At 70.5% G+C, this 21,297-nt stretch carries 17 protein-coding genes; 14 read left to right on the forward strand and 3 right to left on the reverse strand.

The window, feature by feature from the left end; all coding sequences use genetic code 11:
- Window positions 1–2: 2 nt before the first annotated feature.
- Window positions 3–1,262: an extracellular solute-binding protein gene (locus HOW07_RS01530; RefSeq protein WP_175115892.1), complete on the reverse strand. Its 1,260-nt coding sequence runs from the start codon at window positions 1,260–1,262 to the stop codon at window positions 3–5.
- A gap of 258 nt (window positions 1,263–1,520) precedes the next feature.
- Between HOW07_RS01530 and HOW07_RS01535 the strand changes: the two genes are divergently transcribed.
- From HOW07_RS01535 to HOW07_RS01555, 5 genes are read left to right on the forward strand one after another with little or no spacing between them, the layout of a single operon-like run.
- A complete protein-coding gene (locus HOW07_RS01535) occupies window positions 1,521–2,519 on the forward strand; it encodes a LacI family DNA-binding transcriptional regulator (RefSeq protein ID WP_071260028.1) in 999 nt (332 codons plus the stop codon).
- Between the two features lie 52 nt (window positions 2,520–2,571).
- Window positions 2,572–4,782, forward strand: coding sequence for an alpha-galactosidase (locus HOW07_RS01540; protein WP_175115893.1), 2,211 nt, complete (start codon window positions 2,572–2,574; stop codon window positions 4,780–4,782).
- A gap of 37 nt (window positions 4,783–4,819) precedes the next feature.
- Complete coding sequence (locus HOW07_RS01545; RefSeq protein ID WP_175115894.1) at window positions 4,820–6,355, forward strand: alpha-N-arabinofuranosidase; 1,536 nt, start codon at window positions 4,820–4,822, stop codon at window positions 6,353–6,355.
- A complete protein-coding gene (locus HOW07_RS01550; RefSeq protein ID WP_254628150.1) occupies window positions 6,352–7,650 on the forward strand; it encodes a glycoside hydrolase family 27 protein in 1,299 nt (432 codons plus the stop codon). Before HOW07_RS01545 ends, HOW07_RS01550 begins: the two co-directional genes overlap by 4 nt.
- Window positions 7,650–10,040: a glycoside hydrolase N-terminal domain-containing protein gene (locus HOW07_RS01555; RefSeq protein ID WP_175115895.1), complete on the forward strand. Its 2,391-nt coding sequence runs from the start codon at window positions 7,650–7,652 to the stop codon at window positions 10,038–10,040. Before HOW07_RS01550 ends, HOW07_RS01555 begins: the two co-directional genes overlap by 1 nt.
- 20 nt (window positions 10,041–10,060) lie before the next feature.
- Here HOW07_RS01555 and trxA read toward each other — a convergent pair whose 3' ends face one another.
- On the reverse strand, window positions 10,061–10,438 hold the full coding sequence (trxA, locus tag HOW07_RS01560) for a thioredoxin (RefSeq protein WP_121290807.1): 378 nt from the start codon (window positions 10,436–10,438) through the stop codon (window positions 10,061–10,063).
- 95 nt (window positions 10,439–10,533) lie between these two features.
- Complete coding sequence (locus HOW07_RS19225) at window positions 10,534–11,418, reverse strand: DUF2510 domain-containing protein (protein ID WP_254628151.1); 885 nt, start codon at window positions 11,416–11,418, stop codon at window positions 10,534–10,536.
- Window positions 11,419–11,561: 143 nt separating this feature from the next.
- On the opposite strand from HOW07_RS19225, the gene HOW07_RS01570 reads away from it, so the two are divergent.
- The 9 genes from HOW07_RS01570 to HOW07_RS01610 all read left to right on the forward strand — a co-directional run bounded on the left by HOW07_RS01570 (window position 11,562) and on the right by HOW07_RS01610 (window position 21,293).
- Window positions 11,562–11,942, forward strand: a complete 381-nt coding sequence (locus tag HOW07_RS01570) for a hypothetical protein (RefSeq protein ID WP_175115896.1) — start codon at window positions 11,562–11,564, stop codon at window positions 11,940–11,942.
- Entirely contained in the window at window positions 11,939–12,781 is an 843-nt protein-coding gene (locus HOW07_RS01575; RefSeq protein ID WP_071260012.1) for an AraC family transcriptional regulator, read from the forward strand. The genes HOW07_RS01570 and HOW07_RS01575 overlap by 4 nt, the downstream gene beginning before the upstream one ends.
- A gap of 161 nt (window positions 12,782–12,942) precedes the next feature.
- Window positions 12,943–14,004 (forward strand): ABC transporter substrate-binding protein, encoded by a 1,062-nt coding sequence (locus HOW07_RS01580; protein WP_175115897.1) that lies wholly within the window; start codon window positions 12,943–12,945, stop codon window positions 14,002–14,004.
- Window positions 14,005–14,012: 8 nt separating this feature from the next.
- Complete coding sequence (locus tag HOW07_RS01585) at window positions 14,013–15,110, forward strand: iron ABC transporter permease (RefSeq protein WP_175115898.1); 1,098 nt, start codon at window positions 14,013–14,015, stop codon at window positions 15,108–15,110.
- Window positions 15,107–16,153 (forward strand): iron chelate uptake ABC transporter family permease subunit, encoded by a 1,047-nt coding sequence (locus tag HOW07_RS01590; protein ID WP_175115899.1) that lies wholly within the window; start codon window positions 15,107–15,109, stop codon window positions 16,151–16,153. Before HOW07_RS01585 ends, HOW07_RS01590 begins: the two co-directional genes overlap by 4 nt.
- Before the next feature lie 11 nt (window positions 16,154–16,164).
- On the forward strand, window positions 16,165–16,953 hold the full coding sequence (locus HOW07_RS01595) for an ABC transporter ATP-binding protein (RefSeq protein WP_175115900.1): 789 nt from the start codon (window positions 16,165–16,167) through the stop codon (window positions 16,951–16,953).
- Window positions 16,950–18,602, forward strand: a complete 1,653-nt coding sequence (locus HOW07_RS01600; protein WP_217485072.1) for an ABC transporter ATP-binding protein — start codon at window positions 16,950–16,952, stop codon at window positions 18,600–18,602. The genes HOW07_RS01595 and HOW07_RS01600 overlap by 4 nt, the downstream gene beginning before the upstream one ends.
- Entirely contained in the window at window positions 18,595–20,406 is a 1,812-nt protein-coding gene (locus HOW07_RS01605) for an ABC transporter ATP-binding protein (RefSeq protein ID WP_175115901.1), read from the forward strand. Before HOW07_RS01600 ends, HOW07_RS01605 begins: the two co-directional genes overlap by 8 nt.
- Complete coding sequence (locus HOW07_RS01610) at window positions 20,403–21,293, forward strand: siderophore-interacting protein (protein WP_175115902.1); 891 nt, start codon at window positions 20,403–20,405, stop codon at window positions 21,291–21,293. Before HOW07_RS01605 ends, HOW07_RS01610 begins: the two co-directional genes overlap by 4 nt.
- Window positions 21,294–21,297: the final 4 nt, after the last annotated feature.

Raw genomic sequence — 21,297 nt, forward strand, 5'->3', positions numbered from 1 at the left:
GGTCAGCCGCCGAGGGCGTCCTTCACGGCCTTCATCGCGACGTCCCAGGCCTTGTCCGGCGCGGTGTTGCCGGCTTCGACGTCCGTCACGGTGTTGATCATCGCCGAACCGATCGTCGCCGTCTCCGGACCGTTGAAGAACGGCTTGAACTCCTGCAAGGACTTGCCGAGCACGGCACCGATCTTCGAGTCGCCGAAGAACGGGTCGGTGTAGTCGGCGATCGCCGTGGATTCGTACGCGGAGACCGTGCTGGGCAGGGCTCCGGTGTCGGTGAAGTTCTTCAGCTGCGACTCGGGTGACTGCATCTCCTTGATGTAGGCCCACGCCGCTTCGGGGTTCGCCGCGCGCTTCGGGATGGCGAGATAGCTGCCGCCCCAGTTGCCGGCGACCTTGGGCACCGTCGTCACGCGCCACTGGCCCGAGGTGTCGGGCGCGTCCGTCTTGATGCTCTTCAGCATCCAGGAGGGAGCTGCCATCGCGGCGAAGGCGCCGTTGGTCTTGCCCGTGCTCCAGCCGGTGGAGAAGGCGGGGACGTTCGCGGTGATGCCGGCCTCGATCGCCTTGATCGAGATGTCGAACGCCTCCTTCACCTGCGGATTCGTGTCGTACACGAGCTCACCCTCCGGCGTGTAGTACTTCTCGTCGACCTGGTTTACGGTCTGGAAGAAGACCGAGGTGCCGGCGTTGTCCAGGAACGGCTTCCCGGTGGCGGCGACGTACTGCTGGCCGACGGAGATGAAGTCGTCCCAGGTGGGCCAGAGCGCCGCGACCGCGTCCGGTTCCGATGGCAGGCCGGCGGCCTCGAAGAGGTCGGCACGGTACGCCATCGACATCCCGCCCACGTCGGTCGGTACCCCGATGACGGCGTCGTTCTGAGCCACGGCCTGGTCCCAGACCCACGGCAGGTAGTCCCCGGAGATGTCGTCGGCGCCCATCGTGCTCAGGTCGACGAAGTTGTCGGGGTTCGCGACGAAGTTGGGCATGTCGTCCCCCTGGATGAGCACCAGGTCGGGGACCTTACCGCCGGCCAACGCCGCGGTGAGCGCCTGCGCGGTCTCCTGCGTGCTTCCGACCTCGGTGAGCTTGACGGTGATGTCGGGGTGCGCTTCCTTGTACTTCTCGACATCGGCCTTCTGGTTGATGCCCGTGAAGGACCAGAACTGGAAGGTCTTGTCATCGCCGCCGCCGGACCCGGAACAACCGGTGACCAGGGCGCCGACCATGACGGTGACGGTTGCTGCTGCTGCAAGACGGAATCTCACTGGAAATCCCCCTCCTATGCGGGATCGTGTTCCGCGGTGTCGCGCTACGTTGCGGTCACCGGCCGGAGATCGCTCTCCGGCTCGCGCCGATGTCGACTGGATCGGGGAGCATCCGGACCGTTCGGGCGTGGTGATCACCATAGGCAGCGGGGTTCCGCGGCACCAGGGCAATATTGCGCAACTCGGAGAACGCTCTCTCGGATTCTGCGATGCTCGTTGCCAGACCACCGGCAGGTGGACGATCGCAAAGGAGCGAGGATGCGCAAACCGACCCTGGTCGACGTCGCCCGAGAGGCCGGCGTCTCCCGAGCGACCGCGTCGCGGGTCCTCGCCGGTGCCTCGACGGTCGACGCCTCGATGGTCGTCGCGGTGCGCGAGGCGGCCGCGAAACTGGCCTATCGCACGAATGTCGCAGCCCGGTCGCTCGCCGGGGGCAGGACGGGCGCCGTCGCGATCGTCCTCGCGGCGGGTGAGCTCGAACCCTTCTCCGGATCGTTCGTCGCGGCACCGCTCAAGGGCGCCACCGCCGCGCTCCTGTCGGCAGCCCAGCAGCCCGCGCTCTTCCTCGCCGACCCGCGCCAACTCGACGCGCTCGTCGCCTACCTGGCGGCGCACTACGTGGACGGGGCGGTGGTGATCCTGCAGCACGAGATCAGCACCATCACCCAGGCGCTCGCCTCGGTGGACCTCCCCATCGTCTTCGTCGGCCGCCCGATGGGTGAGCACACGGAGGACGTCACCTTCGTCGACTCCGACAACTACGCCGGCGGTCGGCTCGCCGCGGAACACCTGATCGCGCTCGGCCGCACGCGGATCGGCGTCATCTCGGGCCCCGCCGACATGGCCGCGTCCAGCGACCGTGTCCGAGGCTGGCGGGACGTCCTCACCGAACGCGGCCTCGACACCCGTGCGGTCGCCCGAGGCGACTTCACCATGCCGAGCGGGTCGTCGGCCATGGCTCGGTTGCTCTCCCGGTACCCGGACCTCGACGCCGTCTTCGCGGGCTCCGACCTCATGGCGGTCGGAGCGATGCGCGTCCTCGAGGCCAGTGGCCGCACGGTCCCGGACGACATCGCGCTCGTCGGGTTCGACGACACGGTCGTCGCGGCAACCGCGGAGCCACCGCTGACCTCGGTCCGTCAGCCGTTGGAGCAGATGGGCAGGGTCGCCGCGGAACTCGTCATGGAGCTCATCGCCGGCCGGACGACCGCTCCACGCTGGCTCGACACCACGCTCGTCGTCCGGGACTCCGCCTGACCTTCGGCCCACCGGCCGTCACACCCGCCTCACCGACCGCTTCGGAGGAACCATGTCCGACCGCTCAGCGACGCTCGAACACCGCGTCGTCCATCTGCAGTGCGACGGCGTCTCCGTCGTCCTCGTCCAGCACGGGACCCGTCTCCCGACGATCGCGCACTGGGGTGCCGCCGTCGATGCCGACGACCTCGAGTGGCTCGCCGCGGCCACAGCCGCCGTGCGCGGCGACCTCGTCGACGGATCGGACGCGCCGTACGAGCCGAGCCTGTTGCCCGAGCACGCGTCGGGCTGGTCGGGTCTCCCGGGGCTCCGGGCGCATCGCGCCGGGACGGCCTGGTCGTCGCGCTTCGACGTGGTCTCGGTCGAGGTCGACAGAGCGGCTTTCCCGGCCGGCGAGGTGCGGCAGTGCGGCGCCGCGCTGGTCGAGGTGACCGCGGTCGACGACCAGACGGGCATCGCTCTCCTCGTGGCGATCGAACTGACACCGAGTGGCCTGCTGCGCACGCGCGTGATGGTCACGAACCGGGGCGACGACCTCCTGGAGATCGAGGGTGTCGTGCCGGCCCTCCCGATCCCGACGTCGGCTCGGGAGATCCTCGACTTCGCCGGTCGGTGGGGCAACGAGAAGCTGCCGCAGCGGCTTCCGGTCACGACCGGGACGCACCTCCGCGAGTCGCGGCACGGTCGCCCCGGTCTCGACGCCACCGGGGTCACCGCGATCGGAACACCGGGGTTCGACAGCCGGGCCGGTGACGTCTGGCTGTGCCACGTCGGTTGGAGCGGCAACCACACGATCGGCGTCGAACGCACCGACGGACACCTCGCGTTCCGTGGCGGCGAGCTGCTCCTGCCGGGCGAGGTCCGACTCGGCCCGGGCGAGGACCATCGGACTCCATGGGTGTACGGGGCCTACGGCGTCGGCCTCGATGCCGCCTCGTCGCGGTACCACCGCTGGCTGCGTTCGACCTCGCGGGCGGCTCGGCGTCCGCGCCCCGTCACCCTGAACGTCTGGGAGGCGGTGCTGTTCGATCACGACCTGGAGGTCCTCACCGAGTTGGCGACCCGGGCCGCGGCCATCGGCGTCGAGCGCTACGTGCTCGACGACGGATGGTTCCGCGGACGTCACGACGACACCCGCGGCCTCGGTGACTGGACACCGGACCCCGAGCGTTGGCCGGACGGTCTCGCGCCGCTCGCCGACCGGGTGCGATCGCTCGGCATGGAGTTCGGGCTGTGGTTCGAACCCGAGATGATCAACGAGGACTCCGACCTCGCACGCGAGCACCCGGACTGGATCCTGCGGGCGAGGGACGAGCTCCCGTCGCCCGTCCGGCACCAGCAGGTGCTCGATCTCGGCAATCCGGCGGCCTTCGACCACATCCTGCAGGCCATCGACACGCTGGTCGGCGAGCTCGGGATCGCGTACCTGAAATGGGACCACAACCGCGACCTCGTCGATGCCGGGCATCCGTCCACCGGGCGGGCAGCCGTGCACGACCAGACCGAAGCCCTCTACCGGCTGCTCGACGAGCTCCGATCGCGGCACCCGCACCTCGAGATCGAGAGCTGCGCGTCGGGCGGAGGCCGCGTCGACCTCGGTGTCCTCGAGCGGTCCGATCGCGTCCACACCTCCGACAACCACGACCCGATCGAGCGGGCGCGGATGCTCCGGTGGACGGGGCTCCTCGTCCCGCCCGAGATGCTGGGATCGCACGTGGCCTCGGCCAGATCGGCCACGACCGGACGCACGCACACGCTCCCCACCCGGTGCGCGGTCGCCCTCCTCGGGCACTTCGGTGTGGAGTGGGACCTGCGCGAGCTCGACGATGCGGATCGGACGACCCTCGCCAGATGGATCACCGTGTTCACGCGTCATCGCGGACTCATCGCCACCGGCCGCGTCGTCGGCGACGGTGAGTGGGACGACGACGCTCCGACCCTGCGCGGGGTCGTCGCGGAGGACGGCACCACCGCGCTGTACACCCTCGTGACTCCCCCGCGGTCGGCCGACTCCCGTCGTCGGGTCCGCCTGCCCGGACTCCGCCCGGACGGTCACTACCGCCTCGCCGTCGCGCAGGACGACTCCCTCGGCCCCCGCTGGGTGATCCCCCAGTGGCTCCGGGATGCGCCGCCACTCGACGCCGACCCGGCCACGCTCGCGGCGGCGCCCGTGCTGAGCGGTGGCCAGCTGGCCGTGATCGGCCTCGACCTCCCCACCTTCCAGCCCGACCGCGCGATCACGATCCTCGTGACCGCCGTCTGACCCACGACCCGCTGCACAGAACAGGACCACATCACCCATGGACTCCACTGCGACCGTCACCGTCGACCTCGACCGGCCAGGACCCACGATCAGCCGACACGTCTACGGCCACTTCGCGGAACACCTCGGACGCGGGATCTACGACGGCTTCTGGGTCGGCGAGGACTCGCCCGTGCCCAACATCGGCGGCATCCGGCTCGACGTCGTGGAGGCGCTCCGCGAACTGCGCATCCCGAACCTCCGCTGGCCGGGCGGATGCTTCGCGGACCGCTATCACTGGACGAGCGGCATCGGACCTCGCGAGGACCGCCCGAAACTCGTCAACACGCAATGGGGCGGGACGAGCGAGACCAACGCGTTCGGCACCCACGAGTTCATGGAGCTGTGCGAGCTCCTCGGTGCCGACGCCTACGTCTCGGGCAACCTCGGTTCGGGCACGGTGCAGGAGATGGCCGACTGGATCGAGTACCTGACCGGTGCCGGGGAGACCCCGATGGCGGAGTTGCGTCGCGCGAACGGCCGGGAGGAGCCCTGGGACGTCCCGTTCTGGGGGCTGGGAAACGAGCCCTGGGGGTGCGGTGGCAACCTGCGGGCCGGCGCGTACGCGGACCTGGCACGCCGATTCGGTACCTTCTGCGAGAGCGGCGGGAAGGTCCCGCTCTACCGGGTCGCCGCTGGCGCCGACGGGTTCGACGTGGCCTGGACCAAGACGCTGATGGAGGTCGTCGCCGACGTGGCCACCCACCCGTTCTCGGCGACCCCCTGGGAAGCCGTCTCGGTGCATTACTACACGATCGGCGGCAGCTGGAAGGCGAAGGGCAGCGCGACCGGGTTCGACGCCGCGGAGTACTGGAGCACGATCACCGCAGCACAGGGCGTCGAGCAGCTGCTGTCGTCGCACGCCGCCGTCATGGACGTGTACGACCCGGAGGAACGGTTCGGCATGGTGCTCGACGAGTGGGGCACCTGGTGGGACGTCGAGCCGGGCACGCACCCCGGGCATCTGTTCCAGCAGAACACCATCCGCGACGCCATGGTCGCCGCCTGGCACTTCGACGTGTTCCACCGATTCGCGGGCCGGCTGCGCATGGCGAACATCGCGCAGACGGTCAACGTCCTGCAGGCGATGCTCCTGACCGATCCCGACGGCGGCGAGATGGTCCGGACGCCCACCTTCCACGTCTTCGAGATGAACAGCCCGCACCAGGACGCCACGTCCCTCCCGACGCACGTGGTCGGACCGGTCCGCGACGCCGACGCCGCACACGCGGGTGGCATCCCGACCGTCTCCGCCTCGGCGAGCGTCAAGGACGGCGTCCTCCATTGCTCGCTGACGAATGTCGACCTCGACGCGCCACTCGTCATCGAGGTCGACCTCCGTGGCGGGTCCGTGGTCGAGCCGCACGGCCGGCTGCTCACCGCTGCGCGGCCCGACGCCCACAACCGTCCCGGAGAGACCGACGCCGTGTCACCGCGACCGCTCGCGGGTCTCGACGTCACACCGACGGGTCTTCGCGTCACGCTCCCACCGCACTCGTTCGCAACGATCACGGCTCAGGTCGTCGCGTCATGAGCGAGGTGGAGATCGCGGTCACCGAGGTGCGTGCAGCACGTCGGGCGCGGGCGGACCGCCCGCCGATGGGCTGGAACAGCTGGGACTGCTTCGGAGGGTCCGTCACGGAGGCCGAGGTACTCGCCAACGCCGCGTTCCTGGCCGAGCACCTGCTGCCCGTCGGCTGGGACACGGTGGTCGTCGACATCCAGTGGTACGAACCGGCGCCCGGCGTCGGCGACTACGAGCGCGTCTCCCAGCCGACGCTCGACGCTTGGGGCCGACCGCAACCCGCGCCGAACCGGTTCCCGTCTGCGGCGTCGGGCGGCTTCCGCGCGCTCGCCGACCGCGTGCACGCGCTCGGGCTCCGCTTCGGGGTGCACCTCATGCGTGGCGTGCCGCGTCTGGCCGTGGACCTCGACCTCCCGATCCTCGGTTCGACCGCCCGCTGCGGGGAGATCGCCGATCCGTCCAACGTCTGCCCGTGGAACCCCGACAACGTCGGCGTCGACATGACCGCCCCGGGTGCCCAGGCCTACTACGACTCGGTCATGGCACAGCTCGCGGACTGGGGTGTCGACCTCATCAAGCTCGACGACGTGCTCTACCCGCCGATCCAGACCGCTGAGATCGAGGCCATCTCGCGGGCGATCGACGCGTCCGGTCGACCGATGGTGCTCAGCCTGTCCCCGGGGAAGCGACTCTCGACCGAGCACCTCGACACCCTTCGATCGACGGCGCAGCTGTGGCGGATCTCCGACGACCTCTGGGACGACTGGTCGGCGGTGCTCGAACAGTTCCAGCGCCTGGCCCGCTGGGCGCCCCTCCAGCGTCCGGGGGCATGGGCCGATGCCGACATGCTCCCGCTCGGGCGGATCGGCATCCGGGCCCACGTCGGTTCGGACCGGCTGAGTCGCCTCACCCTGGACGAACAACGGACGCTCATGACCCTCTGGTGCATCGGCCGGTCGCCGCTCTTCTTCGGCGGCCACCTCCCGGACACCCCGGCGCACACGCTCGCGCTCCTGACCAACCCGGACGTGCTCGCACTGCTCGGCAGCGATGGGAGCCGGGAGATCATCCGCGACGGCGACCTCGTCGTCTGGGCGGCTGAGCTCGGCGAGACCCGGTGGCGCGCGGTGTTCTGGCTCGGCGACGCGGACACCAGGCTGCGGGTGCACCTGGCCGATCTCGGTTGCGCCGATCGATCGTCCGTCACCGAGCTGTGGAGTGGTCGGCCCTTGCCCGTCGTCGACGGCGCCGTCGACACGTCCCTGCCCGCGCACGGTGCCGTGCTGCTCCGACTCGACCACTGATGGGGCACCGACGGCAACGCGTCGAGCGTCATCGAATCGAACTCGACGGACCGGCCACCCGGTTCGTCGATCGGTTCCTCATCGGGAACGGGACGTTGGGCGCGGCGCTCGACGGCGTGCCCGGACGGGAGGGCATCGACCTCTCGCTGGACACGTTGTGGTCGGGAGGTCCGCGACGCCCGGGCGACGGGCCGGCAGGCCGCTCGCTTCCCAGTCCGCTGGAGTCCGTGCGCCGGGCGATCGCCGGCGGCGACCCCGTCGCAGCCGATTCCCGCGCGGCTGCACTACGCGGGACCACGTTCACCGAGTCCTTCCAGCCGCTCGGCCGCCTCACGGTCGAGTATGCGCCGCCCGACGGCGGTTCGCGCGCGACACGGACCGCCGATCTCGCGCGCGGTGTCGTCGAGACGACGTCCACGAGCGACGGCGCGGAGGTCACGCTCCGCGCGTTCGTGTCGGCAGTGGACGACGTGCTGGTCGTCGAGCTGCTGGGTGACGGCGTCCCTGAACCGAGGGTCGGGTTCGCGACGCCGCACCCGGCGACGACGGAGGAGCGCACGGTCGGCGACAACCGATGGTGGTCGGTGACCGGCCGTGCGCCGGCGAGCGTGCGACCCTCGTATCTCGGCGGTGACGATGGCGAGGCCATCCGGTACCTGACCGACGTTCCGGACGCCGACGGTCTCGTCGATGCCGGCATGGCCTGGGCACTGACGATCGCGGTGCAACCGATCCCGGGCGGGTTCCGCCTCGTCGCCGGTGCACGTTCCGGGCACCGCGGGTGGCGAGAACGGCCGTCGGGCGACCCGTCCGCGCTGCTGGAACACACCCAGGGGACGGTCTCGCGTGCGTTGCAGCGATCCGGCGAAGCGCTGCTCGATCGGCACGTCGCCGACCACCGGGCGCTCTTCGACCGCGTCGAACTGGACCTCTCGGCATCGGCGTCCGCGTCGGCCGACCTCGCGGAGCGCTACTTCGACCTCGGTCGGGCGCTCCTCATCGGCAGCTCCCGACCGGGGAGTGAGCCGGCGAACCTCCAGGGGGTCTGGAACGACCAGGTCAGGCCACCCTGGAGCGCGAACTTCACCACCAACATCAACCTCCAGATGAACTACTGGCCGGCGGAGAGCACCGGCCTGGGTGACCTGGTCGAGCCGCTCACCCGGTTCATCGGCGAACTGGTGGACGCCGGGCGGCGCACCGCCGGCGAGTCCTACGGCCTCGACGGGGCGGCAGCCCACCACAACAGCGACCTCTGGAGGCACACGGACGCCGTGCCGCTCGATGCGCACTGGGCGAACTGGCCGAGCGCGCTCCCCTGGCTCGTCGCGCACCTCCACCGCTGTCTGGACGACGGTGGCGCTGATCACGCCGCTCGTGTCGCCGTCCTGCAGACCGTCGAGCCGGTGGTCTCGTTCGTCCTGGGAATGGTCGTCACGGATGCCGCCGGATCGATGGTCGTGAGTCCATCGACCTCACCGGAGAACCGGTTCGTGGTCGACGCGGATCACACGGCGGCGGTGACGGCCGGCGTGACGATGGACCAGGAGCTGGCGCATGAGTGCCTCCGCGAGTACCTCGCCCTCGCGGAGCGGGTCGGCGACGGCATCGCGGACGTCGGGCTCCTGGCTCGAGCACGCGACACCGTGGCCACCCTCCGACTGCCGCAGGTCGGCCGCGACGGAACACTCCTGGAGTGGGCCGAGGAGCGGGAGCCGACCGAGCCCGGCCACCGACACCTCTCCCACCTGTACGGCCTGTACCCGGGGACCCGGATCACCGAATCGACCACGCCCGAGCACTTCGAGGCAGCCCGACGCGCACTGCGACGGAGACTCGCGAACGGCGGTGGCGGAACCGGGTGGAGCATGGCCTGGGTCCTCTGCCTGGCCGCACGACTCCGTGATCCAGGGCTCGCGTCCGAGGCGCTCGACACGCTGCTCGGTCCGCTGTCATCGGCCTCGCTGCTCGACCTGCACCCGATGGGCGACCTCGACGACGTGTTCCAGATCGACGGCAACCTGGGCGGGACGGCCGGTGTCGTCGAGCTGCTCGTCCAGGGGCACGGCGGTGTCCTGTCGCTGCTGCCGACCCTCCCGGCCGAGTGGTCGGCGGGACGGTTCCGAGGGTTCCGGGTCCGTGGTGGACACGTCGTGGATGTCGAGTGGAGCCGTCATCGCCCCGTCGCGGCGACGCTGCTTCTCGCGGCCGGCGGCGTGCTGGTCGAGCTGCCGGACGACGGCTCGATGATCACCATCACGGGCCCTGGCGGCGTACTGCCGACCCGGCTGGAGGACGGCGCGCCGGCCGGGCGGCGGCGGATCAGGCTCGACGAGCCCGGTGTCCACCGGCTCGAGTTCGCGCGTCCACCCGGCGATCCGGAGGACTGACCGCCTCCTCCGGACGTCGGCTACTCGGCCTGTGCCTCCGCCTTCGCCGCTGCGATGGCGGCGTGCACTTCGGACATGTCGAGACCGCGCACCTGGGAGATGAGGTCCTCGAGTGCCGGCGCGGGGAGGGCACCGGCCTGCGAGAAGACGAGCACGCCGTCGCGGAACGCCATGAGCGTGGGGATCGACGTGATCTGCATCCCGCTCGCGAGCTCCTGATTCGCCTCGGTGTCGACCTTGGTGAACACGACGTCCGGGTGCTGCTCGCTCGACTGCTCGAAGACGGGGCCGAAAGCCTTGCACGGGCCGCACCACTCGGCCCAGAAGTCGACCAGGACGATGCCTTCGGCCGACACGGTGTCCTCGAAGTTCGAGATGGTCAGTTCCTGCGTGGTCATCGTGTGCCCTTCGGATCGGTGGTCGGACGCGTCGCATCCGACTGACGAGCCTACCGGCGGACGACCGGTCGTCCTCCCCTTGTGCCGTGCCGCGGTCAGCGCCCGGGCGGCAGATCCGGGAGAAGGAGGAGCCGGCGCTGCATCCGCGACATGATCAGGAGCACCCCGCCGAGGACGGCGAACAGGACGCCGCCACCGACGACGATGCCGCCGATGATCCCTCCGAGGAAGCCGTAGCCGTCGCCGCTGCTGTTGACGAGGATGACCACGCCGACGGCCAAGGCGAGCGCACCGATCCCGAGGACGGCCCAGGACATGACGAGATAGATGCGGAACGCGCGCGCTCCATGGAACGTCGGCCGGATGCCGTACTGGGCTCCGACGTACTGGGCCCAGCGTGAGCCGGTCCACCACCTCGTCGCCCGCGGCGACACGGAGTACCAACCGGCACCGGGACCGTCCTGCTCACCCGGCAATGGACGGATCACGTCGATGACCACCGGGGCGGCGACCGGCTGCGGGATCCGCCGCACCGCCGTCGTCTGGGCGGCGATACCGAACCAGAGCAGCGCCAGGAAAAGCATCGGGAATCCGTTGACCGACAGGTGGCTGGACAGCGCGCCGAGGCTGAACTGCGCGATCGCGAGCACGAGGAAGAGCGAGCCGAACACCCAGGCCAAGCTCGGTTGCTCGGTGGTCGCCCAATCGGTCCCGGGCTTCCCGTTCTTGACCCTGAGCCCCGTCCAGTGCGAGCCGTCCCACCATCGGAGCTGATCCGGCCCCGTCGGATACCAGCCCGGCTGCGGTCCGGACGGCAGCTGCGACGGCGACGCCATGGGAGTCGGTGCCAGCAGTGTGACCGGCACCTCCTGCTTCACCGGTGGCGCGGCGTCGGCCTCCTGAGCAGTCCACTGCGTTCCATCCCACCAGCGCAACTTGCCCGGCGTCCCCGCCTCGTACCATCCCGGTGCAGCGGTCATCGCTGCTCCTTCCCCCGAAGATCACGCTCATGACGTCCATGCAGCGACCCCAGTGTCCCGTCTGCGAGTCATCGCGGCAAGCCACCGTTGTCGAACATCGTGCGAGCCAGGTAGGTTGACGGCGACGTGATGAAGGGACCACCGTGGCCAAACGCAAGACGCCGGAGCAGATCGCCGACGAGGAACGTCGCTACGAGCTCGCGCGATCGGCGAGCACGTTCGAGGAGTTCTCCGTCCTCGCGAACGACCCCAATCAGGCGATCCGCGCCGCTGCGGCCCACAACCCGGCAGCCGACCCGGCGGCGTTGGAGCTCTTCCTCGAGGACCGCTTCTGGGGTGCGCGCATCGAGATCGCGCTGCACCCGAACGCCACGGACGAGCTTCTGATCCGCCTCCTCGAAGCCGATCCGCGCAAGCGTGGCGTCGTCCACCACGAGGCGGAACGCCGGCTGGCGGCGAAGGGTTTCCGCTTCGACGACGGCGGCCTCCCGCTGATCGACGACGCGGGCACGAGCGCTCGTTGAGCCCGTACAGCCAGGTCGACTGGGACGCGAGCCCCGAGCATCCGTCGTCCGTCGCCGAACCGTATCTGATGGGCACCGGCGTCGTCACCGACGAGGACACCGGGAGTCGCCCGCTCTCGCCACCGCACCGTCACCCGGACGCCATGCTCGCCTGGTGCTACCGCGGCACCGTGTGGGTGCACCTCCCGAACGCGATGTGGCGCCTCGCACCGGGTCAGGGCGTCTGGATCCCGGCACACACGCCGCACACCGCGCACCACGAGCGCGACTCCACCGGGTGCTACACCTACCTCCCCGCCGCCTCGCTGATCGCGCCCGTCGAGACCGTCACCCAGGTCCTGGTCCCGCGTGCGGTGCAGGAGATGTTGCTGCACCTCGGCATCAACGACATGCCGACCGACCTCCGGGTCCGTGCGCAGGCGGTCCTCATCGAGATGCTGCAGCAGCCCGCGCCGGAGACGGCGGACGGCTGGGGCGAGATCCCGATGCCGTCCGACGATCGTGTCCGTCCGCTCGTCCGTGCGATCCTCGCCGACCCGGGTGACCTCCGGGGCGCGCGCGAGCTGTTCGACGTGCACGGCCTCCACGAGCGCACCGTGCTGCGGATCTTCCAGCATGACACCGGGATGAGCTTCGCCCGGTGGCGAACGGGCGTCCGGATGACGCTCGCGGCGCGGCTGATCATCGACGGCATGCCGATCGGGGCGGCAGCACACCGGTGCGGGTACGCGTCCTCGAGCGCCTTCTCCGCGAGCTTCCGAGCCCGGTTCGGTATGACCCCGCGGGAGTACGTGGAACGGGTGCAGGCGGACCCCGCCCACCAGCTCTACTGGCGCTGATCCACCCGGGCACGCATCGTCCTGTCGGATCGGCGACAGAACTCGTCGGTTCCTCGACACTGTCACGCCGTGAAGCACCCTACGATCGTTCTGTTAGGACATGCTTACCTAACTTCCGGATCGCCAGCGGTGATCCCACTCCCCCTCTTCAAAGGAGCCCAATGCCGCACGCTTTCGCGCGCCCGAACGTCCGCCGAGGATCCACCCTCCTCGCCGCCGTCATCGCCACCGCTCTCGCCCTCGCCGGATGTTCGGCCGCCACCGGCGACACCGGATCGACGACGGCATCGACCGACGGCGTCGTCATCGAACACGCCCACGGTGAGACCGTCATCCCGGAGAAGCCGGAACGGATCGTGGCCCTCGGGTGGATGACGCCCGACATCGTCGCCGCCCTCGGCACCAACCCCGTCGGCATCGAAGAGGTCTGGGGAGCCGGCGAGAGCGGCTACCAGCCCTGGTTCGAAGACTACGTCTCCGAGGCGTACGGCGAGATGCCCGAGATCATCCCCTTCACGGACGACGGCCCGAACTACGAGGCGATCAAATCCCTGAAGCCCGACCTGATCCTCAGCCTCTACTCCGGCGTCACCGACGTCGAATACGAGCGGCTCACCGAGATCGCCCCGACCGTCCCCTACATCGAGGGACCCTGGAACCCGGGCACCTGGGAGGGCATGACCCGCACGGTCGGGAAGGCGATGTCGGAGGAGGCCAAGGCCGAGGAGCTCATCGGCGAGACCGAGGATCTCATCACCTCCCTCGCCGACGCACACCCCGAGTTCGACGACAAGAGCTTCGTCTGGGGCCTCACCCTGAACGAGGGCGGGACGGACCTCGGCGTCTACCTCGAGTACGACCCGCGGGTCCGCATCACCGAAGCACTCGGCTTCACCTCGACCTCGGCGATGGACGGCTTCCTCGCGAGCGCCGAGGGCGACAACTGGTACACCGGCGTCAGCCTCGAGCAGCTCTACGACGTGGACGCCGACCTGTTCGCCGCATGGGGCGGAAGCGCCGAGGAAGGGACGTACACGGTCGAGAACGCCGTGGTGTCGCGCTGGGCGCCGATCGCCGCCGGGTCCTACGTGATCTACGCCGACGCCGCCAAGGCCTCTGCGATCAGCGCGCCGACCGTCCTGTCCCTGCAGTACGTCCTGCCCGGCTACGTCGACGACCTCGCAGCGGCCCTGCAGGGCGAGCCGACCATCGACGGCAAGTGACGTCGGAGATGTCCCGTTCCGCCGCCCCGTCAGCAGCGCCGGCTGCGGGCGGGGCGGCGGACGTCCCGACGCCCGGTGGGGCCGGACGCGCGGACGTCTCGCCCCACCGCACCGGGACCCTCGCGGTCGGGCTCCTCCTCGCCACCGTGGTGCTGATCGCCGCAGCCGTCGCCTCACTCGCCATCGGCAATCGGGCCATCGACCCCCTGACCGTCGTCCGCGCGCTCGTCGCCTACGACGACGCGAACCCCCTGCACCTCATGGTCATGGAGCTGCGCGTCCCACGGTCGCTGCTCGGCATCCTGGTCGGTGCGGCGCTCGCCGTCTGCGGCGGGCTCATCCAGGCCTTCACCCGCAACCCGCTCGCCGACCCGGGCATCCTCGGGGTGAACGCCGGTGCGTCGTTCGCCGTGACCTTCGCGGTCGGTGTCCTGGGACTGACGACTCCCGGCACCTACGTCCCGTTCGCCCTGGCGGGTGCGTTCATCCTCACGGTGATCGTCTACACGCTCGGATCCGTCGGGGCTTCGGGTGCGACCCCGATGAAACTGACCCTCGCGGGGGTCGCCCTCGGTGCCGCCTGCACCGGTTTCACCACCGCGATCGTGCTGCGGGACGAAGGCACCCTGCAGGTCATGCGCTTCTGGAGCGTGGGTTCCATCGGAGGCCGCACCCTCGACCAGCTCACCTGGGCTGCTCCGTTGATCGTCGCGGGCCTCGTGATCGGTCTGCTCTGCGCCCGGTCGCTGAACGCGCTGACCCTGGGAGACGAACTCGCCCAGGCGCTCGGGGCGCGAGTGCGCAGCACCCGGGTGTGGGTCGTCGTGGCCGTGACCCTCCTGGCCGGTACGGGCGTCGCAGCCGCCGGTCCCATCGCCTTCGTGGGACTCATGATCCCCCATGTCGTCCGGTGGTTCACAGGCCCCGACCAACGCTGGGTGCTGACGTACTCGATGGTGATCGGCCCCGCGTTCCTGCTGCTCGCAGACGTCCTCGGCCGGATCGTGCTGCCCTCCGGAGAGCTCCGGGTGGGGATCGTCACGGCACTCCTCGGCGCCCCCATCCTGATCATGCTCGTCCGTCGGAAGCGGGTGAGCGGGCTGTGAGCGTCATCGACCACGGCCGACGCCAGATCCGCGTGGAGACCGTGCACATCGCGACGCTCGTACCGGTGCGGTCCGTCCTCGTGTGCCTCGGACTCGTCGTGGTGATCATCGGAGCAGGGCTGTTCGCGACGACGATCGGCGCGTACGAGATCGGTTTCGACGCGGTGATCCGGGCGATCGTCGACCCCGCGTCCGACCCCGCCGTCCGCCAGGTCGTGACCGAGTGGCGACTCCCACGCGTGCTGTTCGCGGTGCTCTGCGGAGCGGCGCTCGCGCTCTCCGGAGGTATCTTCCAGTCGCTCACCCGCAACCCGCTCGGCTCACCGGACATCATCGGGTTCGGTGTCGGCGCGCAGTTCGGCGTCACGCTGACGATGCTCGTCCTCGGGCTCAACACCTACCTGTTCAAAGCCGCCGGGGCACTCGTCGGCGGTCTGCTGACCGCCCTGCTCGTCGCCGTCCTCGCGAACCGCCACACCATGTCGTCCTTCCGGCTGATCATCGTCGGCATCGGCGTCTCGGCCGGGCTCGGTTCCCTCACCTCCTGGATCCTCATCTCGGTCAGCGTCGAGCAGGCGATGATGGCGGCCACCTGGGGCGCAGGCTCTCTCGCCTCGCTCGGCTTCGACCAACTGCTCCCCGCCGCCACGGCGTTCGTCGTGTTCACCCTGCTGGCTCGGCCACTCCGACGTTCCCTCCCCGTGCTCGAGATGGGCGACGACGCCGCCATGGCCCTCGGCGTGCGTCCCGGACGCACCCGGCTGACCGCCATGGTCGTCGGTGTGGCCCTTGTGGCGCTCGTCACCGCCGCCGCCGGCCCGATCTCGTTCATCGCCTTGGCCGCCCCGCAGATCGCTCAACGGCTCACCCGCTCGAACACCCCGATGGGCCTCGCGCCGGTGATGCTCACCGGAGCCGCCCTGGTCGTCGTCTCCGACGCCGTCGCCCAGCTGCTCGCGGTCCCGGTCGGCGTGGTGACGCTCTCGGTCGGTGGCATCTATCTGACCTGCCTGCTGGCCGCCCAGTTCGTGCGCCGCACGTGAAAGGAACTCCCATGACCACGTCGCTCCTCGCCCGCGACCTCACCCTGGGCTACGGCGATGCTCCGATCGTCTCCGAGCTGTCGCTCGAGGTGCCGGACGACTCGTTCACGATCATCATCGGACCGAACGCCTGCGGCAAGTCGACCCTGCTCCGCGGACTCGCACGGCTCCTGCGCCCGACCGCCGGTGCCGTCCTCCTCGACGGGGCGGACATCCGTGCGTCGAAACCGAAGGACACCGCTCGCCGACTCGGGCTCCTCCCCCAATCCGCCATCGCCCCCGACGGGATCACCGTCGCCGACCTGGTCGGGCGCGGCCGGTTCCCGCACCAGAGCGCGATGCGGACGTGGAGCAGCGCCGACGAAGCGGCGGTCTCGGAGGCGATGGCCGCGACGGGGGTCACGGAGCTGTCCCGCCGGCTGGTCGACGAGCTCTCGGGCGGACAGCGGCAACGCGTCTGGGTCGCGATGGCACTCGCCCAGCAGACGAAACACCTGCTGCTCGACGAGCCGACGACGTTCCTCGACATCGCGCACCAGATCGAGCTGATGGAGCTGTTCACGGATCTGCACCGCGGCGGCACCACCCTCGTCGCGGTCCTCCACGACCTCAACCACGCCGCCCGCTACGCGACGCATCTCGTCGCGATGCGCGACGGCGCGATCGTCGCCCAGGGCGATCCGCAGGAGATCATCACCGCCGACCTCGTGGAGGCCGTGTACGACCTGCCGTGCCAGGTGATCACCGACCCCGTCTCCGGTACCCCGCTGGTGCTTCCGCTCGGACGGCGGAGCCGGTGAGCGGGACGACGACGAGTACGCCGCGGCGCCTCTTCGGCATCGCGCTGGGAGCGGACGGTCGCGGCGCCATGCTCGTCGCCGCGACCGGCCTCCTCATCGTGCACGCCCTGTCGGAGGCGGCGATCCCCGTGATCGTCGGGGCGACCATCGACCGCGCGGTGGTGCCGTCCGATCCGGTGGCCCTCGGGGTCTGGATCGGGGTCCTGGTCGGAACCTTCCTCGTCCTGACGGTGAGCTACCAGTCGGCGTCGCGCCTCATGGTGTCGATCTACGGGCAGGGCGAACAGGCGCTCCGGCACCTCACGCTCTCCCGGATGCTTCGGCCGCAGCTCTCGCGACAGAACCTTCCGGCGGGTGAGGCTCTGACGGTCGTCACGTCCGACACCTACCGGGTGGCCGGGGTCGCCTGGTCGGTCGCGCAGCAGTCGGCGACCATCGCGGCCATCATCGGAGCCGCCCTGGCGATGTCGGCGATCTCGCCGGTGGCGACGATCGTGGTGCTCGGGTCGACCATCGGGATGATGCTCGTCATGCGCGTCGTCTCTCGACCGCTGGAGCGCCGAGGCTTCGCCGAGCAACGGGCGGCGACCGAGGCCGGAGCGGTGGCCGCCGACTTCATGAGCGGGTTCCGGGTGCTCGTGGGCATCGGCGGGCGTGCTGAGGCCGTGCGCCGGTATCACGCCGCCAGTGATGTCTCACGACGCGCAGCGACGGCCGCCGGGCGGTCCCTCGCCCTCTTCGACGCCGTGAGTGGCACGCTGGCGGCGTTCGTCATGGCCGCACTCGTCGGCTTGTCCGCCTGGTTCGCTGCGGAGGGTCGGATCAGCATCGGTGAGCTCGTGACGGTGCTCGGTCTCGCGCAGTTCATCAGCGGGTACCTCGCACAGGCGGGTTCCTTCCCATCGAACTGGATCCACAAGCTCGCGTCCGCCAAACGCCTGGCCGCGGTCGTCGACGCCGACGACCTGCTCGAGGCGGGCGGTCGGCTGGATGAGCTGTCCGACTCCGGCCCTGCGACCGACGTCGTGCTGTCCTTCCGTCCGGAACACCAGGACCGACCGGTGGACGTCCGTGCAGGTGAACTGCTCGGGGTCCGGCCGCCCGACAGCGACACCGCGCGCGCCCTCTCCCGTCTGCTCGGCATGCGGACCCCCGCGGAGCGCGGCAGCGTCTCGCTCGCCGTCGACGGTACACTCGTCGACCAGCTGGACCTCGACCCGGTGGCGTACCGCCGTCGTGTGGTCGCGCCACCGCACGGCCAGCGCATCATGAGCGGCACCCTGGCGGAAGCGGTCCGCGGTCATGACGCGATCGGCGACCCGGATGCGGTGTTCGTGGGCATGGCGGCGCTCGACGACACGGTCGTGCAGCTCGGGGGCTGGTCGTCACCGGTCGGCGAGGCCGGCAGACGGCTCTCCGGCGGGCAGCGCCAGCGCGTCGGCATCGCCCGGGCGCTCCATGCCGGTGCGGACGTGCTCGTGCTCGACGAACCGACATCGGCCGTCGACGTCCTCACGGAGACCCGCATCGCCCGGGCGCTCGCGGCGCACGAGGGCACCGTCGTCGTCATCACCACCTCGCCGGTCCTGTTGAACGCCTGCGACCGGGTCGTCGAGCTCACTCCCGGTTCGGATACCCGCCATGACTGATCCAGCCATGGAGCCCACTACCGCCGAGATGCTCCCCGTCGCCGACGGCTCCCGCGTCCGAACCGTCGTCGGTGCCCTCCTCAGACGCCACCGCGGACGTACCGCCGCCGTGGTGGTCCTGTTCCTCGCAGCCGCCGCACTGGGTGTCGTGATGCCCGCGTGTCTCGGGCGGATCGTGGACGCCGTCGCTTCCGATGCCGGGCTGAGCGTCGTCTCGGGCTGGGTGGCCGCAGCCGCCGTCGGCGCCGTCGGGGCCGTCGCGGTGACGCTGTGGGCGACCCGGGTGCTCACGGGGCTGGTGCAGGACCTCCTCACCGAACTGCGCGAGGACGTGTTCGCCTCGGCGATGCGACTCCCGGTGAGCACCGTCGACGACGGTGAGCGTGCCGATCTCCTGTCCCGGGTCACCGGCGACGTCGACGCGGTCGCGGAGGCCGGCGGGAACGTCGCCCCGACACTGCTCTCCGCCGGGTTCGCGATCGGGGTGTCGGCCGTCGCCCTGGCAGCCGTCGACCCGTGGCTCGCGCTCGCCGGTCTCGCCTCGGCGCCGTGCTACGTCCTCGGGACCCGGGCGTTCCTCCGGCGATCCCGAGTGGTGTTCCGCACGGTCCGGATCCGCGAAGCGTCGCGCAGTCAGGCCGTGCTGGACGCGGTCGACGGCGCGGAGACCCTCGCTGCGTTCGCGGGCACGGACCACGCGCTCGAACGCGTCCGGGAACGCGCTACCGCCTCCATCGACGCGCAGATCGAGGGCGTGCGCGTCGCAAACCGTCTGTTCCGATGGATCAACTCGGGTGAGCTCGTCGGGCTGTCGGCGATCCTGGCGACCGGCTTCCTCCTCAACGTGCAGGGCACGATCACCGTCGGGCTCGTGACCACCGCCGCGCTCCTGTTCCACCGGCTGTTCGATCCGGTCGGCCGGCTCATCTTCGGGCTCGACGACATCCAGCGGGCCACGGTCGGGCTGGCTCGGCTCGTCGGGGTCATCGACCTCGCAGCAGCGTCGCCCGCGATGCCGGAGTCGCCCTCGCCCGTCGGCGGTACCGCGGACGATGTCGCCGCACCGCCGGCGATCCGAGTGCACGACCTGACGTTCCGCTATCCGACCACGGACCGCGGGGTCACGCAGGTCACCCTGGACGTGCCGCCCGGGACGACCACGGCGCTCGTCGGCACGTCCGGCTCGGGCAAGAGCACCCTGGCGCGGGTCGTCGCCGGACACCATCCCCCGACGTCGGGGCGGGTGCTCGTCGGCCAGACCCCGTACTACCTGTCGCAGGAGCTCCACCACTTCCGTGGCTCGATCGCCGACAACCTCAGACTCGGCGCGCCGGACGCCAGCCGGGACGAGATGGTGTCGGCGCTCCGTGCCGTCGGAGCCGAATGGGCGGTCACCGCGTTGCAGGACGACCCGGCGGCGGACCCGACCGACTCGCGGCCGTCGCCCGTGCCGCTGGACGAGGGACGGATCCAGCAACTCGCGGTCGCTCGGGCGTTCCTGGCGGACCCGGCGATCGTGATCCTCGACGAGGCGACGGCCGACGTCGGCTTGCACCATCGCGACGCCGTCGAAGCGGCGATCGCCGTCCTCCGGACGGACCGGACCGCGCTGCTGATCGCGCACCGCTTGGAGCAGGCCGCCACCGCCGACCGGATCGCGGTCTTCGCGGACGGTCGGATCGTCCAACACGGCGCGCACGTGGAGCTCCTCGCCTCCCCCGGCCCCTACCGCGAGTCCTGGCTCGCGCACAGCCCGCATCCGACCCAGCACACCGAACCGACCCGAGAGGCCGAGACGCCATGAAGATCCACCGCGGCATCGTGACCGCAGCGACACCCCTGAGTCCGAACCTGATCCGCATCGCACTCGGCGGTCCGGGCGTCGAGGACTTCGTCAGCACCGGCACGGGTGATGAGTACGTCCGCGTCTTCTTCCCCCACGGTGCCGACCCGACGGACGTCTCGCTCCCGGTGCCCGCAGACGACTGGTGGGAGACGCCGGAGGGCTCCCCACAGGCACCGATGCGGACGTACACGATCAGCGCCGTGCGGCAGGACCCCGTCGAGATCGACATCGACTTCGTCGTGCACGAGGCCGGGGTCGCGGGGCCGTGGGCGGCTCGCGCCCAGCCCGGGCACGTGCTGGGCCTGAACTCGCCCACCGGTCTGTACACGCCGCCCGTCGACATCGGTTGGCAGGTGCTCGTCGCGGACCTCACCGGTCTTCCCGCAGTCAGGCGCATCGTCGCACAGACTCCGCGAGGACTGCGGACCCGCGTGGTGCTCGAAGTGCCGAGCGAGCGGGATCGGGTCGCGGTCGAGACGAACGACGACGTGACGGTCACCTGGGTGGTGGGCGGCAACGGAAACGGCCCGAGCGCGCTGGGCCGACTCGTCCGGAGTGTCGTGGACGAGCGCCTCCCGCTCGATCACGGCTACATCTGGGTGGCCGGCGAGACGGTGGCCCTCCGCGACGTGCGCAAGTATCTGCGCAAGGAGCTCGGGCTACCCGCCACCCGGTTCAAGGTGGTCGGCTACTGGACGCCGATCGCAGCATGGGACGAGAAGTTCGCCGCCCTCCCGGCCTCGGTCCAGCGGGAACTCGAGGCGATCTGGGCGCCGATCGACGGCGTCGAGCCGGAGGACGTACAGATCCGGTACGAGGAGCAGCTCGAACGGCACGGGCTCTGACCTC

Source organism: Plantibacter sp. MCCC 1A11337, assembly GCF_013349365.1.
Lineage (GTDB): Bacteria > Actinomycetota > Actinomycetes > Actinomycetales > Microbacteriaceae > Plantibacter > Plantibacter flavus_A.